Source organism: Psychrobacter sp. NPDC078631, from assembly GCF_050268165.1.
Taxonomy (GTDB): Bacteria; Pseudomonadota; Gammaproteobacteria; order Pseudomonadales; family Moraxellaceae; genus Psychrobacter.
The window spans coordinates 149053-168966 of sequence record NZ_JBNNGG010000002.1 but is presented as its reverse complement, the minus strand read 5'-3'; the positions used below and the strand labels follow the sequence as shown (position 1 = coordinate 168966).

Sequence of the window (19914 nt, the reverse complement as noted above, 5' to 3'; positions counted from 1 at the left end):
TCTTTGAATAAAAGTGAATAAGGTGTTTGGTCTATAAAAATCTAAAACTCAATGGGTGAAAATAGGAAAAGGTGCACTGTATGCACCTTATCTTTACTCGGAATTGCTTAAAAATATACAGTAATAGCTTCAATTGTTAAGCCTTCAATCCAGAAGGCTCTGCTATAAAAGCTAATCGATTTATATTTACTTAAGGATTAATAATACCTGGTGTTGGGCTAGCAAGAATAGTCTCAGTCTGAGACTGGCGCATCTGATCGAGCTTAGTAGCAATCGTATCATCATGCAATGCCAATACTTGAATTGCAAGTAGGGCGGCGTTATAAGCACCAGCAGCACCAATCGCCAAAGTACCAACAGCGACGCCTTTTGGCATTTGTACGATAGACAGTAGACTATCCCAACCGCTCAGCATAGATGACTTTACGGGGACACCAAAGACAGGTAGCGGCGTTTGACTGGCACACATGCCTGGCAGATGAGCGGCACCACCTGCACCAGCGATGATCACTTGTAGACCATTATCTTTTGCGCTTTTGGCATAATCAAATAATCTATCTGGCGTACGGTGTGCAGAGACCACTTCACAATCAAAAGCAATGTCAAAATCTGCAAGCAATTGCGCAGCAGCACTCATAGTCGCCCAGTCAGACTGTGAACCCATGATAATGCCGACTTTTGGCTGACCAGCAGGGGAGGTGATTGGACCGTTCTGGTTAGCAGCAGTATTCGTGGTGCTCATGATTGGATATCCTCAAAAAGACCATCATACAAAAATTTTGCTACACTCGTAAAGCCAAGTTTGACTTTTAATACTGGTATGGCGCTAATTGCAGTGATATCACGATTTTATGTTTGCTTTTCATCGTGATAATGCTGAACAAAGTGATTGACCGTCAATGGTAATGGTTTTTTGGTATCCAGTTGATAGCATGTTAGATAGCCGCTATCCACTGCTGCAGAGTAGTCGGTACAGGCAACTTGTGGACTGAGTGGCTCAGGTGTACCAGTGAGCCAATAATGCCCGACGAACACAGGTTTATGAGTTTTTAGCGCAAATTCAATATTTTCAGCCAATGCATCAGGCGGTATTTGTGCCAATGCGGACGATGGAGCACGAGACACTTCACGAAGTGTGCGTTTATTTAGCTCATCTAGCCACCAACGTACTCGCACTCGTGTACGCTCGGTACCTTCTTTATCTACCATCACAATACCATCAGGTAAGCCCGTTTCAACCCCTTTTAACACTCGCTCTAAAGCGTCAAAGGCGACGGTATCTTCTTTAGCCGTTGCGATTAAACCTGCTGGAGTCAGACAGTTATCGTCAGTCAGAAAGGGCTTTAGTATTGCCATGCTATCTGTATCCCAGCAAGCATGTACAAAACACGCATAGTCGGTCTCAATCCATAATGGGATTTCATATAAACGCTGCAACCAGTACTCATGTTGCTCTGAGCCGAATGGTATCTCTGCCAAAAACGCCTCGTGTTGGCGTCTGTGGATGTCATTGTGCGAGCGTAAATACTGGCTAGTATTATCAGGATCGCGCGTGGCATATGCCAACGCATTATATTCATGGTTGCCCATCACTGCATCGGCTACATCGGCATCTAGCATTGTAAAGACAATCTCTAACGTGGCCAGTTGCTGCGAACCGCGATCGATCAAATCACCGATAAACAAGGCCCTGTGACCTGTTGGTGGCACGAAATACTGACCGTTATGCTCATAGCCTAACTGATGCAGCAGACCGATCAGTTTGTCTGCATAACCATGTATATCACCGATAATATCTATAATCATAATGTATTACTAAATCTCGAATGTAGAAGTATACCCTGTGCAAAATAGTATTTATAAAGTATAGCTGTCTTTAAAATGCTAGCTTTAATATACGTAAAAATGTCTAAAATCCCGGTGATAGCAACGCATTGATAAAGTGCGGTAGTACTTTTGGTTCCAAAACAATCGTAGCGATAACGCCAAATGCGCCGCCCCACATATGAGCCATGTGATTGATATTTGAGCCACCGCGTCGATCCGCATAGATACTATAAAATATATAAGCCACGGCAAATAGTATCGCAGGAATAGGAATCACGGCAAAGAGATAAATTCTCTCCCATGGTGCTAGCAGGATAAAAGCAAATAGCACAGCCGATACGCCGCCTGATGCGCCTAGACTCAAATAACTGGCATTGTTCTTATTTTTCACGTAACTTGGAATCATAGCAACGATAATTGCTAACACATAAAAAACCACAAAACCGTAACCGAATAAAAACGGCTGATATAGTCCTTCGATAGCACGCCCAAAGAAATATAAAGTAAACATATTAAAGAGCAAATGCATACTATCAGCATGGATAAAGCCGTGGGTCACAAAGCGATCCCACTGCCCATTGTTGACTGCTGGCGGGTAAAAAATCAATCGATTAAATAGCGTCTTGTTTTGCCAAGCCAATAAGCTGACAATAACGGTAATAATGATAATAAGCGTCGTATGGTTTAACAAAGGAAAATCCTTAGGCCGTGCCTGATATGTGACAATGTTACAAATGACAAGCTACAAATGACAATATTCAAAGCCTAAGCGTTACGGCTGAGTAAAAAATAAGTTTGACGTCTGATCCGTATTAAGTACTAACCATTAGCAATAGACTAATACTAACAGCAGTTGCGATAACGCGAATACCTATTGTGTGACAAAACGATGCTTTTTTACGCGGTTATAGTGAATAATGTAGCAGTGTACCATGCAACATAAGTGAAACTTTTAAAGCAAGGTTAAAGACGAGAGTAGTGCTCATTCATCCGCGCTGCAATGAATCTTTTAGACAAAGAAGCAAAATGCATAAGTGACATGGACAAAAATAAAATAAGTGCTTAATTTTGCACATTCAAATAAGGCTGATAGAGGCAGTGGAATATGAACATTATTGACCAGCTAGAACAAACGGTAACCCCAGCTGTAATGGGTAATGATGACAGCAATAACGTCGCCTATGTCAGTCTACTTGAACAGTTTTATGCTGTTTTGGCTGCGCGCCTAGCTGTGCCACAAATTTACTCACAGCTGCTGCGTACTGATCAAGTAACTACTAGCACTAATAATGAAAGCCCTTTATTTGAACAAATATGGCAAGATAAAAGACTGCAAGAGACTATCGTCCAAGAGTTGTCAGCCACCCATCACATTGATGAGCAGACAACTGAGCAACTACTAATTAGTGCCGCGCCGTTGGCATATCGTGAGCTAAAAGTATTGGCCAATGGGCAATTTTTGCCAGCATTTCTACAAGACAAACAGGCTGCTTTACGTCCATATTTACCTATCTGGTCAGCAGCTGTGATTACTGCTACTCAAGGCGTTAGTCAGCAAATACAAACAAGCTTTGGTTCAGATGATAATGATGTGCCAGTACAGGTGCCAGTAAGTGACGACATATCGAATAGACTTGACGATTCTACTTTAGATACTGGCATAGCTAGCATAGACACACCAATAACGAACACTGATGCAGAAAGTATAGAGCAAATATCAACTGCTGAGCGCGCAAACACTGAAGCGTTAGATAACGATACGATTGCCAATAGTGATGCTATTCATGCCAATCCAGCAGCCTACCATTTGGCAGAGAATAGTAACTTAAAGCGTGCACAAGTGCGCACTCGTAACCAACGAAACGATCTACTAATACGTGTGTTTTTATTAATAGTAGCCCTTGCCGCGCTTGCCCTAGCAGCATGGGCATTATTAGTGAAACCCAATAATGAAATACCAGTAGAACCCGTGGCCACAGTTCCTGTTGAACCACCGCCAGCACCCGTGCCTCCTATACCAACAACGACTCCTGTTGAGCTTATTGTCGGTGTAGACAACGGCGGTAATTTGTACACTTGTAGCGCGACCGTTGGCGATGCTGCCCTGCAAAGCACGTTGCAACAAGCGCTTAATACAAGCTTTGGTGAGCAGGCAAGTATTTGTGAATTAAACATACAGGATGGGGTAGCAACCACAATCGCTAATATGCCTGTGGAGATATTGCCCAATGTCTTGACGATGCTTAGATCAACACCATTTGCACGTTTGCATGTGCAAAACGACCGTCTCACACTGGAGGCGCCAGACAATATGCTGCTACAAAAACTGGTTACAGAAGTACGCAACTTAGTACCAGCGATGGTAGTCGAGAGTACAGCGCCACTGCCGTTGCCTGATAATAGCAACATTGGTGATGCTACGAACAACATGGCAAACGCAAATAATCAGTTTGTAGATGATGGGGCAGGGATTAATAATCAATACAACAATAATGGGGTAAATAGTAACTCTGGCGAATACCAAGCATCAGATGATGATACTGGAGATCGTGTGATACCAAATCCTTTGCCTAACAATAATAGCTTTAATAACGCGCCCAACAATCTGCCTACTAATGGCGCGAGCAATATTCCCAACAACTTTCCTTCGAATAATCAAACCACCAGACCGCCGGGCCCTTTTTCACCTTCAGAAGTGGATGAGATGGCAAACACGGTTATCGTTGCTGAACCAGCTCAAGTAAGGTAGTTTTTTATAAGGCACGCTTTTTTATATAGCGTGTCTTTATATATAGCCTATCTTTTCATGTAACTCGGCGACAGTTACTTATATGGCCTATGATTTCATGTAGCTTAGCGACAGTTACGTGTGCCAACCGAAACATTACTTACTGTATCATTTGCACAACAACGCACAGACTGTGAATAGCAGCTTAAGAATTTTATAATAATCAAAGCCAAATAAAGTAGTTTGATGGATTTATCGCTACCATGACTATCTAATACTATAATGATTGAATACAAAAGAATGATATAGCTGCTTTTTGAGCGAACAAATGATATAAATAAAAATTAAGGGGAGAGCCATATTATGGATATTATTAGCCATTTGACACGCACCGTCAGCCCAGCCGTATTGGAAGATGACCGTAGCCCAGCTAAGAAAAATCTATTAGAGCAGTTTTATGCCATTTTTGCTGCTCGTCTTGCAGACAATGATACTTTTAGCCGCTTTGCCAATGAAAACATTGCCCGTGATGACAACGCTTTTTATGATCGTGTATGGACAGAAGGAGCACACCGCGACCAAATTTCTCGTGAACTGGCAGGCAAACATAACGTCGATGCAACGGCCTCACGTGGTTTGATTGCGATGGCAGCGCCATTAGCTTTTCATGAAATCAAAAGTTTAGCTGGTACCACGCCCGTTCCGCAATTTCTGAATGACAACCTGAACAGTTACCAGCATCATATCCCTGCATGGGCGGGTACTGTTTTGCCTGCTAGTGCAGTCGCTGCCACTTCTACTACGGCTGGCACACCAATTTCTGATACCACCAGTCCAGCGCCATTGCAAAAAGAAGAAGAGCCAAAAGAGAGCTTTATGAAAGCGCTGCTACCTATTATTGGTTTGATTATCTTGGGTGCATTGGCTTGGGCTCTACTCAGAGGTTGTCAAGAAAACCCTGAACCTGTAGCAACGCCAGCGGCTACAGTACAGCAAGGGGCACAAGGTAATGAGGCATTAGCGGTTACAGGCGCAATTGAGCCTGCATCACTCAGTATCGCAACTGGTGAAAATAGTGAGCTGTATGCTTGTCGTATGAGCGTAGGTGATGAGACATTACAAACCAATGTTATGAACGCTTTGACTGGTGCATTTGGTGATGAAGCTAATAAATGCCGTGCTGACGTTGATGATAACTTTGCAGTAGATATGCCAGCATCTGCTCAACTGGCAACGATATTACCAATTATCAAAAATGTACCGAACGCGAGCATGATTATCAAAGGCGATAACATTACTGTCAATGCTCCTGATAAAGCTGCGTTGGACAAGTTGGTTGCTGACTTACAAGCAGCTGCTCCTGCCATGACCGTGCAAGCTGAAGGTCCATTAGACCTACAAGGCGAGATTGATGACAGTCTGGCTGCTGCAGATGTGGCAATGACCAATCTAGGTGAAAATCCAGATCCGCGTGATGTGGCTCGTGCTTTGAGTATTCAGGTGATTAACTTCCAAGTAGATGAAGCGGTTATACCTGAAGTCAATAAGGCGCTGTTAGACCGTGCTACAGAAATCATCAACAATGTACCTGATATTAAGCTGATGATCGTCGGTCATACAGACAGTCAAGCCTCTGATACCTATAATATGGAGCTGTCTCAGGAGCGTGCTGAGTCAGTGAAAGCTTATCTAGTGTCTAAAGGGGTTGATGCCAGTAAACTAACGACCAAAGGCATGGGCGAATCAGAACCAATCGCGGACAATTCAACTGAACAAGGTCGCTTCCGCAATCGCCGTATCGAATTTATGGTCAATGACGAAGTGGTCAGCGCCAATGATGGCATGATGATAAACAGTGATTCGCTAGATCCAGATATGAACCCATTAGATAGTAACAATGATGATTTGTTACCAGATGGCGATGATGCTACCCAAGGTACTGCGGTAGACCCAACCAATTAATCTATTTGTTCTTATTTTGATTATAGCTACGCAGTAGTAGTTAAATGACAAAAACCGCATCTTATAAAGGTGCGGTTTTTTCGTATGCTGCTTGATGATAGTTAAGTAAGCTATTACTTATACAGAGTAGGATCTGTTGATTCTTTAGTAGTCTCACCATCAGCTTGCGCATCAAAAAAAGTCTGAGTAACATTCTGCTTGGCTTGCTGCCAGTATTCAAACTGCTGGCAAGTAGATTCAAGATCGCCTTGCCATGTTGGGATGTTGCCGCGCATGGTTTTGATACGTTGCTGGTTAGGATAAGGCAGATCTTGCGCAGCTTTAGCAGCCTCATGAGCAGCCACACGGTCGTTGCATACGAGAGCAATATCACAACCAGCATCAATGGCCGCTTTTACGCGAGCACTGACATCACCAGCTGCCTTTGCACCTGCCATCGATAAATCATCAGAGAATAATACCCCATCAAATTTAAGTTCATCTCGAATGATATCTTGTAGCCAAATTTTGGAGAAACCTGCCGGCTTGTCGTCTACTTGCGAAAATATCACATGCGCTGGCATAAGAGCATCCAGACTATGTAGTGTTTGGGCAAAAGGTTGCATGTCGCTATTAATGATGTCATCTAAGCTACGCGTATCGATGGCTTCTGATACGTGCGAGTCAGGAGCGATGGCACCATGACCAGGGAAGTGTTTACCAGTGGTTGCCATGCCAGCCGCTTTCATTCCGCGCATGAACTGTGTTGCAAGCGCAGTGATGGCTTGTGGCTCATGATGAAAACTGCGATCACCGATGACTTGGCTAATACCATCTCTATCTAGTACGGGTGCAAAGCTCAAATCAATTCCTACAGCCAGCACTTCAGCTGCCATTAGATAACCGCAATCGTAGGCGCAGCTAAGTGCTTGACTTGGGTCTTGATTGAATAGCTCACCCAATCGACCCATAGCAGGTAGGGGCGTGAATCCTTCACGTAGTCTCGCGACTCGTCCACCTTCTTGGTCCACACCGATAAGTATGTCTTGATTGTGATAACGTATATCGTCGCATAGTGCTCTGACTTGGGCCGCATCTGTGACGTTACGACCAAACAATATTACTCCGCCGACTTGTGCTTGTTTAATCAAACTGACATCTTCAGCGGTCAAAGCGGTACTATCGATATCTATCATTAAAACGCCGTACATCGCGTGATCCTTATTATTTTATATATGGTTATATTATGAATGTGACTGATTATCTATCTATAGCTGTCTTATCGCTTAGCAGTCATTGTTCAGATATCTTATTATGACAGCTATTATTAACTGAGCATAATGTGGCAGATTATTGGGGTCAAATCAATTTGCTAATAGTCATCAAATTCAGTCATCAAATCGATGTTGATAGCCCTCAATTACTATGTATGATAAAAGTGATAGAAAGTTTGGTATGTACAGAGGTAGCGTGTAAGATTGCTTATACAGTTTGAGACAGTTCAGTATTTATGCGCGTGATAATATTGATTGATTTTTGACTATATATCAGTATTTAATGATGCATAAAGTATAAGAATAAAAAGTGCAGCATTTATAGGTCATAACAGATTTGAGCATTTCTAATTCTGATGAATTACCCAATACTATTAACTTCAAATAACTAGGTACATATGATGAAAAAACAACCAGCACAGTGGTTACTCAGTGCAGCGTCAGTGGGCATCGCCGGTATTATTTTAACTCAAAGCTACGGTACTGCAGTCGCCGAGACCAATACGGGAAGTTTCGTTCAGACCCCTGAGCAAAAGGTCACCACCCGTCAAGTAGCTGCCTTGCTGGATCGGAGTCATTATCTTAATCAGCCTTTAGATAGCAAGACCGGTAGCGAAATCCTATCAATGTATATCGATAGCCTTGACCCAAATCATACGTTATTTTTGCAATCTGATGTCGATGAGCTGAAGAAAAAACACGCTGAAGACTTTGGTGCTCGCCTAAAACAAGGGGATCTATCTGCAGGGGTAGAGGTGTTTGATCGTTACCGCAAACGCTCAAACGAGTACTTTGCGATGGCCACCAAGATGCTCAAAACAGATATTGATTTGACAGGTAATGACACAATCATTCTCGATCGTGAAAAACTCGGCCATTTTAAAACCAAAAAAGAGCAGCGCGATTACTGGGAACGTCAGTTAAAGTTCCAGTTGATGAGTATTACCCTCGGTCAAGAAGACGAAAAAGCCAAAGAGAAAGTATTTTTAAGCAACCCAGATATCACTCGTGGACAAGACTTGGTACGTAACGATGAGCGTACGCCAAATGAGATTTTGCAAAATCGTTTGTCGCGTCAACAAGAGCAGTTTAAGCGTCTCAAAGATGATGAAATCATGGAGACCATATTAAATACGGCGATGCTCACTTATGATCCGCACAGTAATTACTATGCGCCGATTCAAGCGACGGAACTGCAAATCCAGTCTAGTCTTCAGTTGGAAGGCATCGGTGTTTCTATTCGTCCTGATCGTAAAAATCCGGATTACACCCGCATTGTGACCTTAGTCGACGGTGGTCCAGCGGCCAAGTCGGGTCAAATCAAGCCTAATGACTTGATCGTTGGTATCGCAAAAGATGGCGAAACCATGACGGACGTGGTTGGTTGGTCAACGCGTGAAATTGTCAGCTTGATTCGAGGAAAACGCGGTACATCGGTCACACTGAAACTACGTCAACCTAATACCCCAGATGCTAGCGCCCGTACGGTCACGGTCGTGCGTGATATTATCCAGCAAGAAGAGTCTGGCGTCACTCAGCGAGTGGTAGAAGTGCAGCGTCCTAATGTTGATAAGACGCCAAAGCGTATTGGCGTACTTGAGATACCAAGTTTTTATTTAAACTATCGTGCGCGTCGTAACGGAGAAGACTACCGTAGCGTCAGTATCGATACTGAAAAAGCACTAAAAGAGTTGAATAAACAAAATATCGATGGCCTAGTGGTTGATTTGAGAAACAACCCTGGCGGCTCATTGGATGAAGTTGCCAAGATGTTAGGTTTCTTTATCAAGAGTGGACCACTGGTACAGATTCGTGATAATCGTGGCAATATTCAAGTGTATCGCGACAACGATGGCGGCGAGCAGTTGTATGATGGCAAAATGGCAGTCATTACCAACTTAGCATCCGCCTCAGCCAGTGAAATTTTTGCCGCTGCTATTCAAGACTATGGTCGCGGATTAGTGGTTGGTAGTACGACAACTGGTAAAGGCTCGGCGCAGATTCAGCTCGATAGCTTAGCCTTGGGCTCTGCCACTTTAACTCAGCGTAAATTTTATCGTGTCACTGGCGGTAGTACGCAAAATAAAGGTGTCGTGCCGGACGTTGAGCTAGTCAATATCTATGATGATGCAACCTTTGGCGAGCGCGCTCAGAAAAAAGCATTACCTTGGGACACTATCAGAACGGCGCCGTATAAGCCTGAAGGGAAGTTTACCAGTGATACATTGGCGACGCTCAATCAGCAGTCTAAGATTCGCCAACAAAAAAACCCACAATTTACTTATCTGTCGACACTAAATGATATTCGTAACATGGATGATGAAAAGAAACCTGTTCGATTAGATATCAATAGCCGCAGAGCTAAAATGCAATTAATTGAAAAACGCTCATTAGAAGCAGAAAACAAGCGCCTTATCGCAACTGGTGAGCGTCCGTACTCTAACTGGAACACTTATCAGGCAGCGATGGACGCAAAATTTGAAGAACGTAGCCGCATGAAAGCAGCTGAACGTCCAGAATTACCAGAGGATGAAGCGTTCATCAATGAGGCAGCTTACCTGATGCTTAGCGCTGAACCTAAGACGATGCTTAGCCCTGAAGAGAAGCTATAATGTGAAGTTATTATAACGTTACGTAATCTATGTAAGCATATGCTTACATAGATTGACGTTTAGACCTCTTACCAACGAAGGGTCAATCTGCGACTATAACTGTACGGCACGATTGAACGAAACGGTTCATTGATACTAGGGATTGGTATCTTAAAGGTCGCACTAGGGATAAGTAGTTTGCTGATTAAGGATGATAAGGCTGGATGCCTGTCAGTTATGAGATGCCCCGGGATTAGGTATCATGTAACGCTAACATGGATGGTTGGTAATAAAAGCCGCATGACGCTTGTCGTTATGCGGCTTTGTTACGTTTGGATATTAATAATGTTTATGGCAGATTTTTTAAATAGATAGTATTCAAGTTGAGCACATCTACATTAATTCAAAACTTACCATGAGATAAGTATAAAAAAAGGCCAGTAACCTGATCGGCTACTAGCCTTTTAGATTAGATGATAGATTCAATAACTTATCATCTAACTATTGTCACTACACTCTAGAAGAGATTAGTGCTCAACGCCACCTGCACCATGTACATGGCCATGGTTTAGTTCGTCTTCAGTTGCTGCACGTACTTCTTGGATTTCAACATCAAATGTCAAACGCTTACCAGCCAATGGATGGTTTGCATCAACAGTAACTTCTTGATCGTTTACAGCAGTTACGGTAACCAACATTACTTGGCCGCCAGCTTCTGACTGGAACTGCATACCAGGCTGAATGTCATCAACGCCTTGGAAGTTGTCACGTGGTACATGCTGTACTGCTTGCTCTTGGTATTCGCCGTAGCCATCAGCAGGTTCAACGACTGCATTAACTTTTTCGCCAGCAGACTTACCTTCTAATTGTGCTTCTAGGCCTGGGATAATGTTGCTGTGACCATGTAGATAAGCAAGTGGCTGACCTTCTGGTGACTGGTCAAGGATATTGCCTTCGTCGTCTTTTAATGTGTAATTGAATTTGACGGCAGTGTCTTTTGCGATAGTAGTCATAAAATATCCTAAATATATCTATGTAAAAAATTAAATACGGTTGCAATAAACCTAAAAAAGCCAATCTGCAAGCCAAGAGGCCACGTCATTAGTCAATTATCATCAGTTTATTAAAGTAACTTTAGCAGTTAGCATCTTTAATTGAGATGGCCCACATAACTTTCAAGGCAAAAAACATAAAAAATGCCAATTAATGCCACAATTTACAATAATAACTGCTATTTTCTATAGTTAATGCATAGCTGTTGGCTATTCATGGTTTAGGAGTTGCTTTTTTAGAGCAGGACTTCTAGCATAATTATAAAAATAAGGATGAGAGACACGATGACTGCATTTGCCAATACCACTACTAAACAACCAACGAGCCATATTTCAACCAATCATGATGATACTAAGGCTAAAACAATAGCTGATATAAGCTATCAATTTGATTTTGCCCGTTTCTACGAGCATTTGGTCGATGTATCCCTGAGCTTTGCAGCAGTATCCGATGCGCCTCAGCTTTGGTTACCAGCATGGATACCAGGCAGTTATCTGATGCGTGAATTTGCTCGAAACATCACTGCGGTACATTATCAAGTACGAGAGGTTCAAACAGCGGATAGTGACAAGCAACCAGAGACTTATCGCGCACAAAAAATCGATAAAAACACATGGCAGCTGCCAGCAGTGCAAGCAGGGCAGACGGTCATCGTCGAGTACGAAGTCTATTGCTATGATTTATCCGTGCGTACGGCCTACGTCGACCAGCAACGACTTTATGGTAATTTCACCTCACTTGCGCTCGCCGTCGAAGGGCAAGAGCAAGCACCTGTCCACGTTAGCTTGATTGTGCCTGAGACATTTTTTACAGACAAAGAAAGTAGCAAAGTACTGTTGACCTGTGGTTTGGACGCTACGTACCTGCATATTGATCAGCAGCAAAAAGACAATCAGCAAGCGAACAGTCAGCATATTTACAAGTTACAGGCAGCCAATTATCACGAGCTGATTGATTATCCATTTGAAATCGCAGAACAAGAAAAATTTGATTTTATTATTCATGATAATGAGCATCAGACGCTACATCATAGTTTTTACCTGTCGGGCAAGCAGAATGCCAATCTGGGTCGATTGCAGCAAGATATTACTCAGATTTGTCAGACCTACGTAGATTGGTTAGGCGATGCGCCATTTGACGATTATACGTTTATGACCTTTGCCAGTGGTCAAGACTATGGTGGGCTTGAGCATATCAACTCTACTAGCCTTATTACCCCGCGCAATGACTTGCCAAATGCCAATGAACCAAAGTTACCAAGTACAGATTATCAGCGGTTTTTAGGCTTATGCAGTCATGAGTATTTTCATTCATGGTGGGTTAAGACGGTACGTCCTGATGTCATGATTGATGTCGATTTGCGCCGTGAGGCATTTACACCATTACTTTGGGTATTCGAAGGTTTTACGTCTTATATCGATGATTTTATGTTGCAAGCGTCAGGTGTGATTGATAAAGCCAATTATCTGCGACTGCTAGCCGAGCAAATCAATCGCTACTACCAGACTCCAGGGCGTGGTAATCAAAGCGTGGCAGAGTCAAGTTTTGATGCTTGGATTAAGCTGTATCGTACCGATGAAAATACAGGCAATGCGGGTATCAGTTACTATAATAAAGGCGCGTTGGTAGCTCTATGTCTGGATCTAATCTTACTCAAAAATAGCGACGGTCGTTATCGTTTGTTTGATGTGGTCAAAGCTTTTTATACTCAAGCCAAGCAGAACGACAGTAAGCGAATTGGTATCAGTAGTGCTGACATGGGCTCAGTCATTGAGCAGTTTATGCCGCTAGCAGAATGGGAAGATTTTGAACGCCGTTATGTCAACGGGGTAGAAGAACTGCCAATTGAAGCGTTGCTAGTTGCAAATGGTGTCAAAATACAGGCGAATACTAAAGAAACGGCTGACAAGCATGTGCCTTGGGGTATGCGATGTAACGAAACGCCAGCTGGACTCAAAGTCAATCGTGTGATGCGAGATAGTATTGCGGCTAAGGCTGGTATTTCAGCACATGACGTTATTATCGCGATTGACGGCATCAAAGCGGATACGAAACAGCTTACCGCCTTGGTTAATATAGCGCATCCTGTTGAGTGCTATTTATTCCGCCGTGATGAGCTGATGTGTGTTCAGATTCAACCCGAAACGTCAACTAAAGTGAAGCTACGAGATGAGACAACTGGCATGACTGGAGCAGTACCTCCTCATAAAGTAAGCCTACGCTTAGCAAAAGGAGATAAGACTCTAGAGAATGATAATGAGCAATTAAAAGGTGAGGCAGGTTGGGAGACATGGCTTAACGTTATGAAGCGGTAGCTTCAATGCTATATCAAATAATTTTCCATATAAAAAACCCTTCCATATAAAAAACCATCTTCCGAGCAATACTGCTTAGAAGAGGGTTTTTTATATTACTTTTAATATTGTAGATATGTCCAAGCAATTTAAATGCTCGATAGGTCAGAGGTTGGCGAGAAGATATACGTTTACTGCTCTTTAGCTTTAGTAACTGGGCTATCTGGGTTCTTATTATCGGCAGTTTCGGCTTCAATATTTTCATCTACAGAGCTATCGTCTTCGTCGCTACTTGCAGCCTCAAGCGCAGCAATCCAGTTTTTCATCACATCAATTTCAGTTTGCTGGGTATCAATGACGTCTTGCGCCAACTGACGCATCTCTTCATCTGTCCCATATTCGAGCTGAACTTTTGCCATATCAACAGCGGCAATATGATGCGGTAGCATGCCGCGTGCAAATGCCATATCAGGTACGGGATCAGCCACACCCAAAGTCATTTCGCCATGCATATTTTCCATGCTCTTAGCATATGCTTGCTGCATCGCCACAGTATTTGGCTTAGGTTTGGCAGCATCAGGATGGCTAGCTAGCCACTTGTTTAAGATGTCGATTTCAGCTTGCTGTGCCGTAATGACATCCTGAGAAAGCTGGCGCATCGCTTCGTCAGTACCATACTTGAGCTCTATTTTTGCCATCTCTACCGCGCCGCGATGATGTCCCAACATGCCTTTAGCGAAAGCGGTATCAGGATCGTTATAACCCATACCAATCATCATCTCGTCATGCATTCTAGTCATTGATCTCGTATAGTCTCTGAGCATATCGCTCATTTGAGACTCATCACTGACACTGTTATCGCTGTCATTTGTTAGAGTGTCGTCTGCCATACCGTCATGCTCAGCATGTGGCATATCAGTCACTGGCGGTGAGGTTTCTTCTGCAGGATTTGATTGGCTATCCTCTGTCGTTGGCTGACAGGCACTCAATACAAGCGCCGCAAAAATGCTAGTGACCAACGAAAGAAAACGACGAGAAGCAATCATGACATATCCCTATTGTGAAGAAACCAAACGATAAATGGATAATACTTATTATACATAATCAATTACGTGCTGAATGTTAGCAGATAAACCTTACCCATTCGAGACACTATGTTTAACAGGTCGTAATATATTAATGTTAGAGTTTTATATTCGTGGCTAAACAGTCAAACAGTGTGAACTAACCAACAATATATAAACTTAAAACCATCTAAATTAGCTAGAAATACCTAGCTGACGACTGTGTTCGCTAGTTAGATGAACGCGTACAGACTCCCCAACAGCTAACTCACCTAGCTCAAACCCTGCCACCGACCAACGTATCAAACGCAGACAAGGCAGACCGACGTGCGCTGTCATACGTCTGACTTGGCGATTTTTCCCTTCATATATTGTTAGTATCAGCCATGCGTCCGGTACACTTTTACGCTCACGTATTGGCGGATTGCGCTGCCAGAGCACCATCGGTAGCTCATCTTCACTGACGTGTTTGACCTCGGCAGGTAGCGTTTTACCGTCTTTTAAAACCACGCCACGTTTGAGCTTATTGAGTTGCTCAGCAGTAGGCGTTCCTTCTACTTGTACTAAATAAGTTTTACCTTGTTTGCGCCCTGCATTGGCTTTTGGCGGATGAGTAATTGCTTTATTAACGCGACCATCATCGGTCAAAATCAGCAAGCCCTCTGAAGTGGCATCTAGCCTACCAGCAACTCGCAAAGCCTTATCGGTAAAGTATTGCGATAGGGTGGTGTGGTCGTTATTACTGTCATCTCTAAACTGACTTTGCACGCCGTAAGGCTTATTGAATAAGATGAGACTAGAAGTAGACATAAAAAGGTGTTTCCTAGTTTTAGATGAGTAATGAAGTATTGTAGCGTATGTTTTGTGATGCAGAGCTAGTATTAAGCAACAAGACCAAAGGCGATATATTTAATGTGCTGTATGCTACATCACCTGCTACAAAAGTAGGACAGCGCTTATATAGATTTGCTGTTATCCTAAATCCGCATTCTGATAGTGGTATTTATATTTCTGATATAGAAATATCTACTATCTACTAGCGGCGATCATTGTTTGGGTCTCTATTTTAATTTTTTTAGCTACGAGCTATTTTTAACATTGTTCAAATCAATGTCACAAGTGTCGTACTCATCAAAGCTTTGCTTAGCCGATAAGCGCCCAAAGCGTTACAACTATAATAAAACGGTTAGCATAACAAAGTGTCTAGTTCGCTTGCGACGTCCAACATACAACCAAGGAGTATCATCGATGTCATATGATAAGGTTATCGTGCCAAGAGACGGCGAAAAAGTGACCGTAAACGCAGATCTCACATTAAATGTTCCCAACCATCCGATTATTCCGTTTGTGGAAGGTGATGGGATCGGCGTGGATATCACGCCTGTTATGATAAAAGTAGTCAATGCTGCAGTTGATAAAGCGTATCACGGCAAGAAGTCTATCATTTGGATGGAGACTTATCTTGGTGAAAAAGCAGCGAAAGTATATGACGGCGACTATTTGCCAAGCGAGACGCTAGAGATTCTAAAAGACTACGTCATTAGTATCAAGGGTCCATTGACCACGCCAGTGGGTGGTGGCTTCAGTTCGTTAAACGTCGCGGTACGCCAAAACCTCGACCTGTATGTCTGTCAACGCCCAGTACGTTGGTTTGAAGGCGTGCCAAGTCCAGTGCAGCATCCAGAGCTGACCAATATGGTTATCTTCCGTGAAAACACAGAAGACATCTACACGGGTATCGAGTGGAAAGCGGGCAGCGACGATGCCAAAAAAGTTATCAATTTCTTAAGAGATGAGATGGGGGTGACCAGTATTCGCTTCCCTGAAGACTGCGGCATCGGTATCAAGCCTGTTTCAAAAGAAGGCTCACAGCGCTTAGTACGAAAAGCGATTCAACATGCCATCGATAATGATTTGCCAAATGTGACCCTAGTGCATAAAGGTAATATCATGAAGTTTACAGAGGGTGCATTTAAGGATTGGGGTTATGAGCTAGCGGCAGAGCGTTTTGGTGCAGAGTTATTAGATGGCGGTCCATGGATGACCATGAAAAATCCAAAAACAGGTAACGATATTATTATTAAAGACGTCATCGCTGATGCGTTTTTACAGCAGATTTTGATGCGTCCCGCAGACTATTCTGTAGTGGCGACACTCAATCTAAACGGTGACTATATCTCTGATGCATTGGCCGCTGAAGTAGGCGGTATTGGTATTGCACCAGGTGCAAACAAAGGCGGCGCGATTGCTGTTTATGAAGCGACGCACGGTACTGCGCCCAAGTACGCTGGTCAGAATAAAGTAAACCCAGGCTCATTGATATTGTCTGCTGAGATGATGCTTCGTGATATGGGCTGGACGGAAGCAGCTGATCTTGTCATTAGCGGTATCCAAGGGGCGATTACCAATAAAACAGTCACGTATGATTTTGAGCGTCTGATGCCAGATGCTACCTTATTGAGTACTTCGGAGTTTGGTAAGGCGATTATTAAGCATATGGAAGCATAAGACTACTTAAGCTCTAAACATTTTATTTTATGACTATGTATTAAAAGCCGCCTATATAAATAGGTGGCTTTTTTTGTTTCACTCTTTGTAAAGATTGTAGAAAACACAAAAAAACACCTCAACGTTCGAAGACGGTTGAGGTGTTCTTTTACTAAAACTTAAACTCGCTTAATCACTTTTGAGTATAAAACCCAAAGGCAATTAGGCTTAATGGTTTAAGAATAATCGCTTAAAATTATAGCGATGCCAATGTCTCGTTAAACAAAGCGCTTGGACGCATTGCTTTCTTAGCCAACTCTTCATCAGCATAGTAGTAGCCTTTGATATCTACTGGCTTGCCTTGGGCTTGGTTAAGTTCTTTAACGATAGCTTCTTCGTTCTCTTTTAGCTTTTGAGCGAATGGTGTAAATTGCGCCTTTAGCTCGCTATCTTTATCTTGCGCTGCAAGCTCTTCTGCCCAGTACATCGCTAGATAGAAATGGCTACCACGGTTGTCCAACTCGCCAGTCTTGCGTGATGGTGACTTGTCGTTTAGTAGCAGTTTTTCTGTTGCTGTATCTAGCGTGTCTGCCAAGATTTGAGCTTTAGCATTGTTGTCGTTGTTTGCTAAATGCTCCAACGATACCGTCAATGCCAAGAACTCACCAAGTGAATCCCAACGTAGATGGTTTTCTTCTGTCAGCTGTTCAACGTGCTTTGGTGCAGAACCACCAGCGCCAGTTTCAAACAAACCGCCGCCTTTCATTAATGGTACAACTGATAGCATCTTGGCACTGGTACCTAGCTCTAGGATAGGGAACAAGTCAGTTAGGTAATCGCGTAGGATGTTACCAGTCGCAGAGATAGTATCTAGACCACGAGCAACGCGCTCTAGGGTATAACGCATCGCACGAACCTGAGACATAATCTCGATATGTAAGCCAGTAGTATCATGATCTTTTAGATACGTTCTGACTTTTTTGATTAGCTCGTTTTCATGTGGGCGGTATGGGTCTAACCAGAAGATAACAGGCGTATCTGATTCACGAGCACGGCGTACGGCAAGTTTTACCCAGTCTTGGATAGGCTCATCTTTAACCTGACACATGCGCCAGATATCACCTTTCTCAACACGTTTTTCGAGTAATACTTCATCAGTATCAATATCGACGATACGTGCAATACCAGCATCGCTAGACTCAAAAGTCTTGTCATGCGAGCCATACTCTTCAGCTTTTTGAGCCATTAGGCCAACGTTAGGAACGGTGCCCATTGTTTTTGGATCAAAGTTACCATGCCATTTGCAGAAGTTGATCATTTCTTGGTAAATACGGGCAAAGGTAGACTCTGGCATGACGGCTTTACAGTCATACATTTTGCCATCAGCACCCCACATTTTACCGCCTGAACGAATCATCGCTGGCATAGAAGCATCAACGATTACATCACTTGGTGAATGGAAGTTGGTGATACCTTTTGAAGAGTCAACCATGGCCAGACGTGGGCGATGCTCTTGACACGCATGTAAATCACGCTCAATCTCTTCACGTTTTGAAGCTGGTAGCGTTGAGATCTTGTCGTACAAATCTGCCATACCGTTGTTGACGTTGATACCTAGCTCATCAAAGAAAGCGCCATGTTTCTCAAAGGCTTCTTTATAGTAGATTCTAACTGCATGACCAAAGACGATAGGATGCGAGACCTTCATCATGGTTGCTTTTACGTGTAGTGAGAACAAGATACCAGCTTCGCGGCAATCTTCCATTTCACGCTCATAAAACTCTAATAGTGCTTTTTTGCTCATGACCATCAGATCGATGACTTCTTTATCAAGCAAAGCAATTTTAGGCTTTAATACTTTTTGAGTACCGTCATCAAGTAACAACTCCATACGTACCGTACGGGCTTTATCTAATGTCATAGATTGCTCGCCATCGTAGAAGTCGCCGCCATGCATGTGTGATACGTGCGTGCTTGACCACTGCTTCCACTCACCCATAGAGTGTGGGTGCTTGCGTGCATAGTTTTTAACTGCTTTAGGAGCGCGGCGATCTGAGTTACCTTCACGCAGTACTGGGTTCACTGAACTGCCTAAGCTTTTGCCATAACGCTTGCGTAGCTCTTTTTCTTCGTCAGTTTGTGGATCTTCTGGGAAGTTAGGAATAGCATAGCCTTTGCTCTGTAGCTCTTTAATAGCAGCTTTTAACTGCTGTACAGAAGCACTGATGTTTGGCAGTTTGATGATGTTAGTATTTGGATCTTGAGTCAGACGACCTAGCTCAGCTAAGTTGTCAGGAACACGTTGCTCTTCGGTCAAGTATTCAGGGAATTCAGCCAATATACGCGCTGCAACAGAGATGTCGCTGGTTTCAACTTCAACGCCTGCCGTTTTGGTGAATGCTTCGACAATAGGTAAGAACGACAGAGTCGCCAGCGCTGGGGCTTCGTCAGTTTTTGTATAAATAATTTTTGACATTTTAGTTAGATCTTCCTTTAGGCTGTAGTTAATAATAAAGCTCAAATATAGTGTTGAATATGCGTCAATGATACTATGCAATAATCCATGATATGGTTAGAACAAGTACTTCATATGTAGCTTCTTAGAAATTTTTAAGACAGGTCAGGCATTTTCTTTTAATAATATTCATGAAAAAA

Annotated in this window: 13 protein-coding genes; 5 read left to right on the top strand and 8 right to left on the bottom strand. The window is 43.0% G+C overall.

Translation table 11 applies throughout. The features are described 5' to 3' along the window. Positions 1 to 190: 190 nt before the first annotated feature. From purE to ACQKCP_RS06775, 3 genes are all read right to left on the bottom strand, one after another. Positions 191 to 742 carry a 5-(carboxyamino)imidazole ribonucleotide mutase gene (gene purE / locus ACQKCP_RS06785; protein ID WP_082624535.1) on the bottom strand — a complete coding sequence of 184 codons (552 nt, stop codon included), beginning with the start codon at positions 740 to 742 and terminating at the stop codon, positions 191 to 193. A 107-nt stretch (positions 743 to 849) separates the two neighbouring features. Continuing rightward, positions 850 to 1806, bottom strand: a complete 957-nt coding sequence (locus ACQKCP_RS06780; protein ID WP_427611766.1) for a metallophosphoesterase — start codon at positions 1804 to 1806, stop codon at positions 850 to 852. Between the two features lie 103 nt (positions 1807 to 1909). Next, positions 1910 to 2518 carry a rhomboid family intramembrane serine protease gene (locus ACQKCP_RS06775; protein WP_165598370.1) on the bottom strand — a complete coding sequence of 203 codons (609 nt, stop codon included), beginning with the start codon at positions 2516 to 2518 and terminating at the stop codon, positions 1910 to 1912. A gap of 414 nt (positions 2519 to 2932) precedes the next feature. On the opposite strand from ACQKCP_RS06775, the gene ACQKCP_RS06770 reads away from it, so the two are divergent. Beyond that, positions 2933 to 4576 carry a hypothetical protein gene (locus ACQKCP_RS06770; protein ID WP_427611765.1) on the top strand — a complete coding sequence of 548 codons (1644 nt, stop codon included), beginning with the start codon at positions 2933 to 2935 and terminating at the stop codon, positions 4574 to 4576. A 342-nt stretch (positions 4577 to 4918) separates the two neighbouring features. Beyond that, entirely contained in the window at positions 4919 to 6517 is a 1599-nt protein-coding gene (locus ACQKCP_RS06765; RefSeq protein ID WP_427611764.1) for an OmpA family protein, read from the top strand. A 113-nt stretch (positions 6518 to 6630) separates the two neighbouring features. Here the strand turns inward: ACQKCP_RS06765 and nagZ are convergent, their stop codons facing one another. After that, entirely contained in the window at positions 6631 to 7707 is a 1077-nt protein-coding gene (gene nagZ / locus ACQKCP_RS06760; protein ID WP_427611763.1) for a beta-N-acetylhexosaminidase, read from the bottom strand. A 464-nt stretch (positions 7708 to 8171) separates the two neighbouring features. Here nagZ and ACQKCP_RS06755 point away from each other — a divergent pair, with 464 nt between their 5' ends. Then, positions 8172 to 10382 carry a carboxy terminal-processing peptidase gene (locus tag ACQKCP_RS06755; protein WP_427611761.1) on the top strand — a complete coding sequence of 737 codons (2211 nt, stop codon included), beginning with the start codon at positions 8172 to 8174 and terminating at the stop codon, positions 10380 to 10382. Positions 10383 to 10888: 506 nt separating this feature from the next. Here the strand turns inward: ACQKCP_RS06755 and ACQKCP_RS06750 are convergent. Beyond that, complete coding sequence (locus tag ACQKCP_RS06750) at positions 10889 to 11374, bottom strand: FKBP-type peptidyl-prolyl cis-trans isomerase (protein ID WP_057758283.1); 486 nt, start codon at positions 11372 to 11374, stop codon at positions 10889 to 10891. Positions 11375 to 11698: 324 nt separating this feature from the next. On the opposite strand from ACQKCP_RS06750, the gene ACQKCP_RS06745 reads away from it, so the two are divergent. Further along, positions 11699 to 13729 carry a M61 family metallopeptidase gene (locus ACQKCP_RS06745; RefSeq protein WP_427611760.1) on the top strand — a complete coding sequence of 677 codons (2031 nt, stop codon included), beginning with the start codon at positions 11699 to 11701 and terminating at the stop codon, positions 13727 to 13729. Positions 13730 to 13899: 170 nt separating this feature from the next. On the opposite strand, the gene copM is transcribed toward ACQKCP_RS06745, so the two are convergent. Together copM and ACQKCP_RS06735 are read right to left on the bottom strand one after the other, a co-directional pair. After that, positions 13900 to 14754: a CopM family metallochaperone gene (copM, locus tag ACQKCP_RS06740; protein ID WP_427611759.1), complete on the bottom strand. Its 855-nt coding sequence runs from the start codon at positions 14752 to 14754 to the stop codon at positions 13900 to 13902. A gap of 213 nt (positions 14755 to 14967) precedes the next feature. After that, complete coding sequence (locus ACQKCP_RS06735; RefSeq protein WP_427611758.1) at positions 14968 to 15582, bottom strand: pseudouridine synthase; 615 nt, start codon at positions 15580 to 15582, stop codon at positions 14968 to 14970. Positions 15583 to 16020: 438 nt separating this feature from the next. Between ACQKCP_RS06735 and icd the strand changes: the two genes are divergently transcribed. Continuing rightward, positions 16021 to 17280, top strand: a complete 1260-nt coding sequence (gene icd / locus ACQKCP_RS06730) for an NADP-dependent isocitrate dehydrogenase (protein WP_427611757.1) — start codon at positions 16021 to 16023, stop codon at positions 17278 to 17280. Positions 17281 to 17515: 235 nt separating this feature from the next. Here icd and ACQKCP_RS06725 read toward each other — a convergent pair whose 3' ends face one another. Next, complete coding sequence (locus ACQKCP_RS06725; RefSeq protein WP_191114679.1) at positions 17516 to 19735, bottom strand: NADP-dependent isocitrate dehydrogenase; 2220 nt, start codon at positions 19733 to 19735, stop codon at positions 17516 to 17518. Positions 19736 to 19914 lie beyond the last annotated feature (179 nt).